The following is a 12,447-nucleotide window of genomic DNA, read 5'->3' on the forward strand; positions in this document are numbered from 1 at the left end:
AAGCGTTTTTGGGTTTTCATAGTCAATTAATCTTGTTCACTCGCTTTGCTATCAATTGGAAACTCTTATTTTGTCACTCGAGTTGGATGGATTTTCTTAATCATCAATCCTGTCCATTTTTTATATGCTCTATAAATACGCTTTTTATCGATTAGAGTATTTTTAGAGATCAAACCGTTAAGATATAGCCAATCATTTAAGTCATATTCAAGCGCCAGATTACCTCGTTTATAGAAGCGCTCAGTGACATCCAATCCAATATTTTCTGGACAATCCATGAGTAAGTTATTGGCCATAAACTGTGGCCAAAACTCTTCACCTAACCCTGCATGATCGCAGGTTTTACTCTCGATATGGTGCTCTTCACTGAGTAGCGCTGAGATCCAATTTAGACATAAAATTTGCTCCGTTGCTGGGTGGCGTGCTTTGTAACCCGGTTTCAGAGTGAAATGTAGTTCTGGTATCCAGCGATCAGACCAAATTTTTAATAGATCTTGAGCTAGGCCAAAATCAAACAGATCGCTTTTATGAAAATGAACCGGATGCCCGTAGTGGCTTGAAATAAAAAACGTACTGCTGGTGAGCACTCGCTGAGTCAAAAACTGATAATTTTGTGCTCTGGGTAGATCGGCATACTCTTGATACAGTTCAACAAATTGGCGACCAGTCAGCAGATTATCGGTACGCAGCTTAACTGCGTAAGGCGTTGTTACCGCTTTCAGCCCCATGTGAGTGCTGTACATCTGACGATTGTTATTGAGTTTGAGCGGCTTACCGTCATAAAAAACGGTATTTGAGCCGGGATCATCCAATTCCAACACTTGGTCGTAATCAAGGCCATCCAACGGCTGCCCTTTCCAAGTCGACAGAATGATGGTCGATTTAGGAAAAAAGCGCAGTATGGACTTCAAGCACTGCTCTGTGATGCCCGAGATTTGCTGGCGACTGGCACTGGCTTGCACTGGCCCCTGCACAACAAAGGTGATCGCTTCATCATCAATATTGATCATGGTTGTGGCTGCCTCAAAAAGTCACTGTACTCATCTGGCACGCCACAAAAAATGACCTCATGGCGTGCGATCAAGTGGTAGTGAATATTCAACCCTTTTTCAATGAGCAGGTTGTAGATCGGTGCAATGTATAGCTCGCCTCGCTCCCATTCTTGGCTTGGTCTGGCAACGTATTCGCGATACGCCTCCAAGTAATCTTCTTTGCGATTGAAATGATAAAGCCCGGTACTACAGAGATCGGAAATCGGGTTTTTCTCCGCGGTCTGGATCACTTTAGTACTGCCGGCATGTTCTGGTTTGGCGAAAGAGCAGTTGTCACCGCTGCCCTGAAACACTTCTAGGTAGCCATCGCTATGTTGACTAATGTCCGGGAATACAAAGTTCGGACGGAATGTGTCGATGTTAAACACAGTGATCGAACCTTGATAGTCCACGCCCTGTTTTGCGAGTTCTTCTAACCCTAAAGTCACCGTTTCGGCTTGGCCGCGAGTTTCTGTATGCAATTCAGCGATGTAAAACTGTTTAATGCCAAGTTGAGTGGCTTTTTCGCGCACAAACGCTGGGGTGTCGTAAGCATTACGCACAATGAACAGAAACGGTGTGTTAGCAAAATACTCGGCAAAACTGTTGACCGAGTGTTCAAACAGGGTTTGACCGTGGGCTTCAAGCATATATTTCGGCTGTGTATAACCTGCTTTAAAGAAGCGAGAACTCATTCCCGCCATTGGGATCACAATCATTGATCAAGCCTCAATAAAATTTGGTGGAGACGAAATGCATTGGCAAATAGAGCATCTTGACGGTGACGATCATCGGCATGCAAAGGCAACATCGATAAGAAAAGTTGAATTTGCATCGCGTAGAGATTTTTCGCCGTGAGGCCAAAAGTCTGTTCAATTAACTCGATAAAGCCTTGCTGCGTCTCTTTATGTTGACTCTGTTCGGCAATCTTTAATTCGATCGCGTTATCGGCAATCTCAACATGGTAGTAACCGGCAATAATCCAGTCATATAAACCTAGAATCGAATGACTCAGCTTAGCGAGATCGTAGCGGATATCACCATACAGTGTTTTCTGCCCGTCAGGCGTCATCCCTCTAGGGTCGATCGTTTTAATTTTGTTGTCTCGGAAGTCATACAAAATATTGCTAAAGCAAAAATCACCGTGCAAGACGCCCAGTAAGGGTTCTCCATTAGGCAGATGTTTTTGGCTATCGCGCAGAATTTGCGCGAGCGAGACATCTTGTCCTGCAAATTGCCACTTTTTTTCTAACGTGATGCGTCGCGATGCACAGAATTCGTTAAGGCGTAGAGTGGTTTTATCGGCAAACAGTATGTCGAGAGTATTGATGGGATCATTCGGCTCGGTAGGTTGCTCAAGGCATAGGCTTAAAAACTCCACCGCGCTGGCTAAGATTTTTTGCCAGATTTGACTCGGCAGCTTGGAAAAAACGAATAACTCATTCAGCGCAGTGAGGTAGAGATATTCTAAGCGATAGGAAATTTTCCCTTCGCTGTTTTGGCTGCCTAAATATTGTGGAATGAAACCACGCATCGTCATCGGCAGATTGTCAAACCAGTAGGCTTCGGCAGCGATTTTTTGGTTCTTTATGCTCGATTTTTCAATCCATTTGGCGGTTATGGTTAGTTCATTAAAGGCGCGCTGGGTGGTGAATTCAGCCTTGGAGTGATAGTAAGTATTCACATGACCAAAATCGAGCCAGCCAATCGAGTTAACGGCACTTAAGCCTACGTTTTTATGATAGCGGTTAAGACCAGCAATAAATTGCCACTCACTCTGTGTAATACTGCGAACCAGTTCCCGTGGGCGGCTGAACTTGAAGTAGCCATCAATGATCCGCTGACTTTCGTGATTCATTGGAGTGTTGGCATCTTGTAGCCAATCAACTTCATCATTAGTCAATACGGCCCAGTTATAACTGTCTTTCGCGGTGGAAACGCTGACAATATCATCGCCAACAGGAAGTTGATTAAAAAGCGTATCACCGTAGAGGATGTGCAATGGTGCATTAAGTGAGTGGCCACTAATATTGAGTGCAGCAACCAAAGAAGCGCCAAGGCTCAGTCCATCAGGCGTAGCGATAATCGTCACCTGATGCTGTTCAAGCCACTGACTGTCGATTTCTGAGATGGTAAACGACTCGGGCAAGGATGCACCCCCTGCGGTGCTAAAGCGACTTGATGTTGGAAAAGAGGTCGATTGCCTAAAGGTAGAAAGCTAGGTGGAATACGTCCAAATTCAGATTCCAATTCTTGGCCGACGTAGGCACCAGACATTATCAGGAACATGATTTTTCCTTTGCAAACAGTTGGTGGATCTCTTCCAAACTCATCGAGGCAAATTCGGTAGGGCGCACGGCGCGATCATCAATGTAAAAGCCGTCGTGTCCACACCAAGGTTTGCCCACTAAAATTTCATCATACGGAACTTGGTGTTTATCCAGCCACTCAGTAATGATAGGCAGAGTGTGGATATTGATTTTACCGACGTTACCGTCATAAGTGCGCATATTACGCGCCGTTGAAATCACAATCTCAAACCCCTTTTGCTTATAATTCCGCAGTTGTTCAATCACATCCATTCTCGGTAGGACGTTTTTATAATCGGAAGTATTGGCTTGAGTTAGTGTCCCATCAAGATCAACAATTAGTCGTTTCATTAAGAGTATTCTCTTTATAAATCTAAATATTCAAGTGTTTTGGCAAGAGCGCCACGGTTTTGTTCTACGATTTGATAACCCTGCTTGCCGCAATGAATACGCTGTTTGTTATCAGTGAACCATTCACAAAGCATTTGTGCAATTTGCTCTGCATCTTGTGTGATCACACAAGCATCGGCTTGATTGAGGGCTTGAGTGATTTCACTGAAGTTGTAATAGCTTGGGCCAGTCAACATGGGTAAACCAAGCGCAGCTGGCTCGAGTAAATTATGTCCACCGACTTTGTCACCCGCTAAGCTTCCGCCCATAAAGCAAATGTCAGCAGATCCCATGAGTACTAGCATCTCCCCCATAGTATCAGCTAGATAGACCTGTACTTCTAGATCGAGTTTATTCTCTGTTTGAGTTCGCAGAACACTCATAAATTGTGTTTTGCATAACTCAAAAACAGCATTAAATCGCTCAGGGTGGCGCGGAACAAGCATAAGCAGTGCGCTAGGGTGTGCTTTAAGTACTTTTGCATGAGCGGCTAACACTTGTTCATCTTCACCTTGGTGAGTGCTTGCGGCAATCCAAATTGGTCGTTCTTTACCTAGTTGATGCCTTAACTGCTGGCCTTTTTCTATGGTTTGTTGATCGATATTGATATCAAACTTCATCGAACCGGTGACTGTCACTTTGTCAGCAGGTAATCCGAGTCGAATGAAGCGCTGCGCATCATCTGGGTACTGACAAAGTACATGGGTTAAGTGAGAGGCTAACAAGTTAAATATCGGTTGAAATTTAGCGTAGCGTTGGCATGAACGCTCAGATAAGCGAGCATTAATAACAGTGATAGGAATGCCCGCTTTTGCAACAGTATGCAGCGTGTTCGGCCAAAGTTCAGTTTCCATGATCAGCATTTGGCTTGGTTTTATCCGCTTGATGAAAGCGTGTACGGCAAAAGAGAAGTCAAATGGCATATAGCGATGTTCGGCAATGCCTTGTAATTTAGCCGCTTGCTCAGCGCCCGTAGCCGTTGTTGTTGTAATGACAATCGGTTGATCAGGATATTGTGATTTGAGTTTTTTTATCAGTGGAGAAACGGCAAGCGTTTCTCCAACGGATACCGCGTGGATCCAAATAGGGGATTGATTAGTTTTAAGCGGTGGCGTGAAGCCAAAATGCTCTTTCCAGCGAGCACCAACACACGGCTTGCCCGGCCGCTTTTTGTACAAGCTCCACATTAAAAAAGGAGAAGCTACACAGAGCAGTAAGGTATAGAGAGCTCGAATCACCACTCTACGGTTCCTTTTTCTTTACCAAATCATCCGGATTAATGTGAGTCCACTTCGAACGAGGGCGATCTATATATTGAAAATGTTCATTGGTAAAACTACCTTGAATACAAACGTATTTTCTATCTTTTGTGCAAAGATCTTCTCTGCCTTTTAGTAATTCATCAAATACGCCAGGCCCGGTTGAATAATAAACGCCCATTTTAGGGTCGTAGTTCTCAATGTTATGCAGTACTTTTTCAATCGCTTGGCTGAGGTCGTTATTATTAGGTGCTGAGGCGATAAAGTAGTTGGTAAAACGGGTATTGTTGTCAATCTTTATGTAAACCGCTTGTTGTTCATCGCCAATCAGTTTATCGAGAGACCATACCAAAGTTGCATCAATGTCCATATAGACGCCCCCTTCGTTATTGAGTACGACCAAACGCCATAAATCGGCTTGAGCAGCGCCGTTGGTTAGCCGCATGTAAGCATCATAGATTTCAGTTGATGCGTGGGTTTGTAAATACTCACCACGGGCTTCGGTACTCACATAGCGATAGTCACAATTGAGCGACATTAATCGATTAAATAAGTAGTTAATATAAACGGGTAGAGAGGCTTGATCGGTAAAGTTGGTTTGCCAAATTGTACGTGGGATAGCGCTGCGATTAGAGCGTGCCAATTTTGCTGGTGAATAGGCAGGAATGGTAAAACGCAATTTTGGAAACACCCAATGAAATGGGTAAGCGAGTATTTTAAAAATATTCCCGGTCAAGCGGATTAATCGGTTGGCGATTAATACGGTTACTTGGCTCATATTGATTGATCCTATCTGTTTTTTTCGGTTATCGAGCGCTGTTTCAACGTGGCAGTAATCGCTGCAGTAATTTGCTCAGTAGAAGGCTTTTCACCATTGGCATTCATCACGATCGTATGTGTTTCATAAAGTGGTGTATAACGAAAAGGGACGGTAGCGTAAAAAAAACCAACAGTTGGTGTGTGGGTCGATATGGCCACATTGCGTATGCCTGTGTCTGGAGCAATCACTAACGTTGCTTTCGCAATAAACGTGACTAATTCATCTAAAGGTAAGCATGGCTGAATCGTTAATTTTCCAGCCTTTGCAAGATCTTGTAGATACTCACCTTTTTCAAACTCATTTTTTCCCTCAAGGAAGACATGTTTTACATTGGGTTGCTGCTCAATAGTTTGCTCGATGACAGCACGCATTTCAGGCTTAGATAAGATTTTTCTCAGCTGCGAAGCTCCACTGAAATAGACAAGGTAAGGTGTCTCAAAATCACAAAGTTGCCTGTTGTCTGGGTAGGCAAAATCGAGAGGATAGCTTGGGCTGTGGCCAAGGATTTTAAGCATATCGAGCATGCATTCTACTTCTGGTTGAAAGTCAGAGCGAAATACTGCCAAGTTATACAAGGTGCCACATAAAAATGGCGTGTAAGGAAAGCCAACTTTGAGTTTTGCTTTAGTCAGTAATGTCATCCAGTAAGAACGATTTGTCCCAGCGACATCAAATATAATATCTTGCTCTTCCAGTTGGCTGTAGTCTTGCCATTTTTGCTTGAGTGATAAGTGTTTTGAATCCTCACGGCTTTTCATTACCACTGTTTTATCCGCTAACTCTGCTGGTGTTCCATAGAGGTAGTTTGAAACGGTGACTAATGTTATTTCTGCATGAGGGAAGAACTTCCGAGCTTCAATCAAAAAGGGGCGCACAATGACTTGATCACCGAGCGCAGCATGGCGAATGACGGCAATTTTCTTGATCGCTAAAGGATTAAAATAACCATTCAAGTATTGGCGCGCGGCCTTCGAGGCATAAGCCCCTTTTTCAAACCAGAGGTGTTTCATGAATCTTTTCCAATAAATCTATCTAAAGCTTGAATAACTTGCACCGGTTGCAGTTGATTTAGGCAATTTAAGTGCCCTAATGGGCAGGTTCGCTTAAAGCATGGGCGGCATTCAATATCGGTATACACCATTTCTAAGCGCTCAGTTAGCGGTGGCGTGTATTGCGGTGAGCTTGATCCATAAATTGCGACGATATTACAATCTACGGCGGCGGAGACATGCATTAATCCTGAATCATTACTGATGACGGTATGGCAAGCAGCCAACAGATCCACAGCTTCAACAAGTGAGGTTTGTCCAGCTAGATTAAAGGCATATTTTTGTTGTTCGGTGCTAAGTGCTGAACGAATGAGGTCACATACTTTGCTATCCTTGGTCGAGCCAAAAAGCCAGATTTGATAGCCGCTTTCAATAGCGTGTTGTGCAACTTGAGCATAATAGTGGTCAGGCCATCTTTTAGCCGGACCAAACTCAGCCCCTGGGCATAAACCGACAATTGGTTTGGTTGTCGATAAGCCTAATCTTGAAATGGCATATTGCTGAGCTTTGCTATCAACTAATAAAGAAGGGTGAGGGCAGTTTTCTAGCTGTACTTCATCGAGCATGCTTTCTTTTGAATAAGCAAGAGCCACATAGCGTTCAACCATATACTGGAACACTTTACGATTAGGGCGAAGATCAGTAAGTAAGCCGTAGCGAAACTCACCCTTCCAGCCAGTACGAGAAGGAATACCCGCAAATAGCGGTATGAGTGCTGATTTTGCCGAATTTGGTAAGACATAGGCATGAGTGTAATTGTTGCGTTTTAGCTCTTGTGCGAGCGCCCATCGACCTGCAAGATTAAAAGCGCCGTGCCCAATCGACATTTCAATCGCGCAATTAACTTCTGGCATGCGTTCCAAAATAGGTTTGCACCAAGCGGGGGCTAGAACGTCAATTTGTGCATCAGGGTGCTGTTGCTTAAGGCGTTGATATAAACTTTGTGACATCACCATATCGCCTACCCATGAAGGGCCCACAATCAGTAACTTCATTTTTCACCGTCATTCTTATTTTGCGGCCATTCTAGCACAGCGCTCGTTTGATAAAACTCAATTTCTATTAAAAAATGCATTCAAATGCTAGGCAAGATATGCTCTAATCCGCCTCAACCTGAGAATAAGTATTGTGCAGCATGTTGGCGAGCATATTATAGAAATTCGAGTTTTTGTGATGAAAATCTACGTTATTAGCCTTAAAAACAGCCTAGAAAGACGAGCATCCATTGAGCAACAAATGGCTAATTACGGCCTAGATTTTGAGTTCTTTGATGCGATTGATGGTCGAGTTGTTCCGCCACACCCTTTATTTGCCAATTATGACTATACCAAGCGGTTATGGTTTACCAGTGGTAAAATGCCTTCAAAAGGGGAGATGGGCTGCTACGCGAGCCATTACCTACTCTGGCAAAAGAGTGTTGAGTTGAATGAGCCGATCATTGTTTTAGAGGATGATGCTGAGCTATTACCCTGCTTTATACATTTTATTGATCTAATCAAAATTAAAACCCAAGAATATGGCTTTTTGAGATTGGAGGAAGCTTGTGAACGCAGTCAACTGTTCTTGAAGGAACAGGCAAAGAACTACGACATCTATTTTCTAAGTAATAATTTTGGTGGCACTAGAGCTTATGCACTTTCTCCTGATGCAGCAACGAAATTACTTAAAGCTTCACAGTATTGGTCGATGCCTGTTGATAACTATATGGGGTCACTATATTTGCATCAGATGCCTTCATTTTTATTTTTACCAAGTGTGGTTGCAAATCCTCAATACTTTGACACAACGTTTCAAAACGAACAGCAACCCAAGGCTCCATTGCACAGAAAACCCACTCGTGAATTGTACTCACTGTATCGCAAAGTAAAAATGGCCTTAGCAAATAATGCTTATAAAAAATAAAAAAATTAATCATATAGAAAAGTTATTTTTACTATCACCATTAGTGGTCGTGTTAATGCTTATATTTAATTTTTCTGATAGTAAGTTTATTCTTTCACGGTTGATACCAATAGTTTCTCTTTATTGCTTGTTAAAATATCGACATGCAATTAGTGAAAACTGGAATTCAGAGTTAAGGGGCTTTTTTATCTCTGGATTATTGATGATAGTGATTTTCTCTGGCTATCACTTTGTCCGTGGTGATGAATTTTCTTTACCTAGAACGTTGATTGCAAGTTTGGTTTATTTGCTTTTTGTGCCGTGGAATAAAATATCACGCCAGTGGATTTATTACATTGTTGCATTAGCTTCAGTTATTTGTGGGCTAAATGCGTTGTATGAACATTTTGTGATGAACATTGCGCGTGTTGGCATTGCGACAAACCCGATACCTTATGCTTTATATGTCTCTTTTCTCTTGTTGTGTTGCGTTTACTTTGTTTTAAATCAATCAGATAAAGTGTTGAAAACGCTTGCTGGTATAGGCGGCTTGCTTTCATTGGCGGCCATTATCATGACCGATGTGCGAGGGGTAATTCTCTTTTTACCTGTGGCGATTCTTTATTTGATGATTGTTGCAGTAAAGCCGACCGTTAAACATTATATTTTTTTGTGTTTTTCAATATGTGTCATTTCGGTGCTATTTTATGCATTTTTTGAGAAAGAAATTGATACTCGGATTAAACAGACGCAATACGAAATTTCGATGATAGAGAAAGGGAACCATAATACCTCTATCGGTATTCGGTTCGACTTATGGAAGCATGGTTTGGATGTGATTGTTCATGACCCTATTTTGGGTCTTGGGGATGACAGTTTGCAAGACAGCATTTCCGGTATGAAAAATCGTGGTGCAGCTATTCAGCCCCATTTACATAATCAATATTTAGATTCTTTAGCCCGCTATGGGGTGGTGGGAACTCTGGTAATGTTTTTATTTTGTTTTACTTTAATCATTAATTTTACTTGTTCGGGTGTTAAATATATCGGTAATCCACTAGTTAATAGCATGCTTATTATGCTTATGCTTGCAGGTTTAACTGATGTTCCTTTGCACCATACACATCTTATTTATTTACTAACGATCTTATGTGGCTTGTTGATCCGTTTTTCAGAGATAGGAAAGGATAAAAATTCGCCATCTTTTTAAATAATATTTATTGAATAATGAGTAAACGGTTAGTTTAAAAAGTTAACTCTTCCTGCCAAACTATAGAATCAGCGATAACTCGAGCAGGATTACCCGCTGCTGCTGAGTTATCGGCAACGGAATGTGTTACTGTTGAGTTAATACCAACGATCGAACCATTGCCAATTGACACGCCTTTTAATACAGTGACGTTATCGGCTAACCAAACTCGTGAACCGATATAAATACTTTTAGCTAAATTGATACGCTTCCCATCACGCAATATATCATGGCCATCACTGGTCATTATCTTTACATTACGTGAAAACATACAGTTGTCACCGATAAAAAGTTGAGTATTACGTTCTCGGCAAGAGAAAAAGCAATTCTCCCCTATAACACAATTTGTCCCGATTTCTAAGGTACAGTTTTCACCATTCAACTCAATTGAGACGCCTTTTAAATTAGCACCATCATGAATGATAAGGTGATTGTTTTTACCATTAACGTGAATGTCACAGTAACGGATTCGAGTATTTTTACCAACCTGAATATGATTGTTCGGTTTAATCCTAATTTTATTACGCAATTTTTCTATAAAAGAGAAACCAGACATATTCAATCCCTTAGTATGAGTTTCGGTTAATAAACTAAAGTTGTTATTATTTGCACGCCATAGTTAGTTTCCTAATTTACGAAACGTATAATTACCACGTACTTTACGCCATAGGCCAAATACATCGGTTTTAGGGAAAATAGCAATACGTCGTATTTGATATGGATCTTGATGCATTAACAATGGGCCGCTGTTGGTTGCAACCGCAAATTGATAGCCACATTGATGCACGATCTGTTTTGAGTGCGCATCATGATCGCCATAGGGGTATGCAAAAGAAACCAGTTGTTCGTCTAGTAGCTCTTCGAGTTCAAGCTTATTGCGTGAGATCTCTTGACGCTGTTCAGATTCACTGAGTTTGCTGAGAAATGGATGAGTCATTGTATGACCCCCAATTTCAACTAGCCCTGAATCGTGTAATGCTTTGACTTGCTGACGAGACATTAAAGGCACTGGTTTTTCTGGGTTGCTCGGTACTTCAACATCCCAACGGTTAAAACCCTCCCCCGTTACTATATAGACAACCGCTTTAAAACCATATTTTCGTAATAGCGGCAACATCAATTCGTAGTTATCTTGATACCCGTCATCAACCGTTAAGATGATATAGCGCTTGCCTGATTCAAGGCGGTGAATGAGTCCTTTATCCGCTAAATCTTTAAAGGTTAGCGTTTCAAACCCCATTTTTTTTAGCAGGTTGAAGTGCTTTTCAAGCATGTCAATATGCAGATAGGTTCCATGTACGCCTTTTTCACTATCATCCTTAATAAAACGATGGTACATGATGATTGGCATCTCTTTACGCAGTTTTTCAACGTAAACCGTTTGATAAATATCTTCTATTTGATCGACCACATTGGTTAAGCTGTAGCTGTGCTGAATTATCTCTCTGACTTGTGGCGAGCAGTGTGGTGTTTTTAACCCTTGTTCCACATATTGACTAATTTTTGCAAAATCAATATCGAGATCTTTCGGCCCGATGTCACCGAAGTTGCTTGCCATGGCCGCAGCGATATTATCGTCATCGACAATACCAATTGCACTTGCCTCACCGATTGCCAGGGTAGGCCGTCCACATAGCAAAGATTCCATTGCCACTCTGCCAGCCCCAATGACTAAGTCTGATTGAGCAAGTATCGAGACGACATCTTGTGAATAACCAAGAAAGTGAACGTCGGAAGTAAACTTATCAAAACGTGCTTCAATTTTAGAGCCAGATATGACCTGAATGTGGTATTTCGCTGAGTCTAAACACTCATCGAGCAACCGATAACAAAGATCCCCTTTTGGGCCGGTTAACCTACCAATAATACTGACCACGGGTTTGCTATTTTGAGGAGCGTTTTGCCAAGTGAATTCTTGCGTTTCAATGCCGTTTCGGCTTACGACGAGCAAGCTTTGTGGAACATTCAATTCAGTCATGAGTTGTTGTTCAATGGCCTCACAAACCGGTAGTGCTTTGTCACCCATGGCGTGAAATTTTTTACGAGATGCGTGTACAGGCTGACGACCATGTACTGTGGTGACCATAGGCGTATTTGTTAATTTGCAAGCAATGTGACAACTCCAGCTGGAGGCGCGAGAGTGAGCATGCACTAGCTGGATATGGTGTTTCTTAATCAGATAAATAAGATAACCCACATGCCAAAAGCGGCGAGGAATACTGCGTTTATTAAAACGGAGTTTATAAAATAGCCCTTGGTGAGGTTTTGTTAGCGTATCGGAAACATAAAATACCTTATGCCCACGCTTTGTTAGTTCATCACCAGCGGTTGTGGCGTAAACCTCTGCCCCAGTGACCTCAAGTTGAGATAAGGCCATTAATATATTCATTAATACTCCACGAGTTAGCAGCAAGGGCTTTTCATATGTCTAAGAAACATGATCAATTTTTCATTCCTCC

11 protein-coding genes and 1 pseudogene are annotated in these 12,447 nt (G+C 42.1%); 2 read left to right on the forward strand and 10 right to left on the reverse strand.

Going from position 1 to position 12,447, the window contains the following annotated elements:
* Positions 1 to 65 precede the first annotated feature (65 nt).
* The 8 genes and pseudogenes from N5E84_RS13960 to waaF all read right to left on the reverse strand — a co-directional run bounded on the left by N5E84_RS13960 (position 66) and on the right by waaF (position 7,853).
* Complete coding sequence (locus N5E84_RS13960; protein ID WP_019282778.1) at positions 66 to 1,010, reverse strand: WavE lipopolysaccharide synthesis family protein; 945 nt, start codon at positions 1,008 to 1,010, stop codon at positions 66 to 68.
* Positions 1,007 to 1,750, reverse strand: a complete 744-nt coding sequence (locus tag N5E84_RS13965) for a glycosyltransferase family 2 protein (RefSeq protein ID WP_019282777.1) — start codon at positions 1,748 to 1,750, stop codon at positions 1,007 to 1,009. The genes N5E84_RS13960 and N5E84_RS13965 overlap by 4 nt, the downstream gene beginning before the upstream one ends.
* A pseudogene (locus N5E84_RS13970) lies at positions 1,747 to 3,320 on the reverse strand (capsular biosynthesis protein). Before N5E84_RS13970 ends, N5E84_RS13965 begins: the two are co-directional and overlap by 4 nt.
* Entirely contained in the window at positions 3,311 to 3,691 is a 381-nt protein-coding gene (locus N5E84_RS13975; protein ID WP_010320770.1) for an HAD-IIIC family phosphatase, read from the reverse strand. The pseudogene N5E84_RS13970 and the gene N5E84_RS13975 overlap by 10 nt, the downstream one beginning before the upstream one ends.
* A gap of 14 nt (positions 3,692 to 3,705) precedes the next feature.
* On the reverse strand, positions 3,706 to 4,971 hold the full coding sequence (gene waaA / locus N5E84_RS13980; RefSeq protein ID WP_019282775.1) for a lipid IV(A) 3-deoxy-D-manno-octulosonic acid transferase: 1,266 nt from the start codon (positions 4,969 to 4,971) through the stop codon (positions 3,706 to 3,708).
* A 1-nt stretch (position 4,972) separates the two neighbouring features.
* Positions 4,973 to 5,767: a glycosyltransferase family 32 protein gene (locus N5E84_RS13985; RefSeq protein ID WP_019282774.1), complete on the reverse strand. Its 795-nt coding sequence runs from the start codon at positions 5,765 to 5,767 to the stop codon at positions 4,973 to 4,975.
* Positions 5,768 to 5,778: 11 nt separating this feature from the next.
* Positions 5,779 to 6,819 carry a glycosyltransferase family 9 protein gene (locus tag N5E84_RS13990; RefSeq protein ID WP_069212059.1) on the reverse strand — a complete coding sequence of 347 codons (1,041 nt, stop codon included), beginning with the start codon at positions 6,817 to 6,819 and terminating at the stop codon, positions 5,779 to 5,781.
* Positions 6,816 to 7,853: a lipopolysaccharide heptosyltransferase II gene (gene waaF, locus N5E84_RS13995; protein WP_019282773.1), complete on the reverse strand. Its 1,038-nt coding sequence runs from the start codon at positions 7,851 to 7,853 to the stop codon at positions 6,816 to 6,818. The genes N5E84_RS13990 and waaF overlap by 4 nt, the downstream gene beginning before the upstream one ends.
* A gap of 178 nt (positions 7,854 to 8,031) precedes the next feature.
* Between waaF and N5E84_RS14000 the strand changes: the two genes are divergently transcribed.
* A complete protein-coding gene (locus N5E84_RS14000; protein WP_029388340.1) occupies positions 8,032 to 8,760 on the forward strand; it encodes a glycosyltransferase family 25 protein in 729 nt (242 codons plus the stop codon).
* Positions 8,744 to 9,949 carry an O-antigen ligase family protein gene (locus tag N5E84_RS14005; protein WP_029388339.1) on the forward strand — a complete coding sequence of 402 codons (1,206 nt, stop codon included), beginning with the start codon at positions 8,744 to 8,746 and terminating at the stop codon, positions 9,947 to 9,949. The genes N5E84_RS14000 and N5E84_RS14005 overlap by 17 nt, the downstream gene beginning before the upstream one ends.
* A gap of 34 nt (positions 9,950 to 9,983) precedes the next feature.
* On the opposite strand, the gene N5E84_RS14010 is transcribed toward N5E84_RS14005, so the two are convergent.
* Positions 9,984 to 10,544: an acyltransferase gene (locus tag N5E84_RS14010; protein WP_019282770.1), complete on the reverse strand. Its 561-nt coding sequence runs from the start codon at positions 10,542 to 10,544 to the stop codon at positions 9,984 to 9,986.
* A gap of 63 nt (positions 10,545 to 10,607) precedes the next feature.
* On the reverse strand, positions 10,608 to 12,377 hold the full coding sequence (locus tag N5E84_RS14015) for a polysaccharide deacetylase family protein (protein WP_029388338.1): 1,770 nt from the start codon (positions 12,375 to 12,377) through the stop codon (positions 10,608 to 10,610).
* Positions 12,378 to 12,447: the final 70 nt, after the last annotated feature.

Source organism: Vibrio sp. J502, assembly GCF_025397955.1.
In the GTDB taxonomy this organism is placed as follows: Bacteria; Pseudomonadota; Gammaproteobacteria; order Enterobacterales; family Vibrionaceae; genus Vibrio; species Vibrio anguillarum.

Coding starts and splice junctions, on each gene's coding strand:
- N5E84_RS13960 (WP_019282778.1), bottom strand. CDS start 1,010: ATGATCAATATTGATGATGAAGCGATCACCTTTGTTGTGCAGGGGCCA.
- N5E84_RS13965 (WP_019282777.1), bottom strand. CDS start 1,750: ATGATTGTGATCCCAATGGCGGGAATGAGTTCTCGCTTCTTTAAAGCA.
- N5E84_RS13975 (WP_010320770.1), bottom strand. CDS start 3,691: ATGAAACGACTAATTGTTGATCTTGATGGGACACTAACTCAAGCCAAT.
- N5E84_RS13985 (WP_019282774.1), bottom strand. CDS start 5,767: ATGAGCCAAGTAACCGTATTAATCGCCAACCGATTAATCCGCTTGACC.
- N5E84_RS13990 (WP_069212059.1), bottom strand. CDS start 6,819: ATGAAACACCTCTGGTTTGAAAAAGGGGCTTATGCCTCGAAGGCCGCG.
- waaF (WP_019282773.1), bottom strand. CDS start 7,853: ATGAAGTTACTGATTGTGGGCCCTTCATGGGTAGGCGATATGGTGATG.
- N5E84_RS14000 (WP_029388340.1), top strand. CDS start 8,032: ATGAAAATCTACGTTATTAGCCTTAAAAACAGCCTAGAAAGACGAGCA.
- N5E84_RS14005 (WP_029388339.1), top strand. CDS start 8,744: ATGCTTATAAAAAATAAAAAAATTAATCATATAGAAAAGTTATTTTTA.
- N5E84_RS14010 (WP_019282770.1), bottom strand. CDS start 10,544: ATGTCTGGTTTCTCTTTTATAGAAAAATTGCGTAATAAAATTAGGATT.
- N5E84_RS14015 (WP_029388338.1), bottom strand. CDS start 12,377: ATGAATATATTAATGGCCTTATCTCAACTTGAGGTCACTGGGGCAGAG.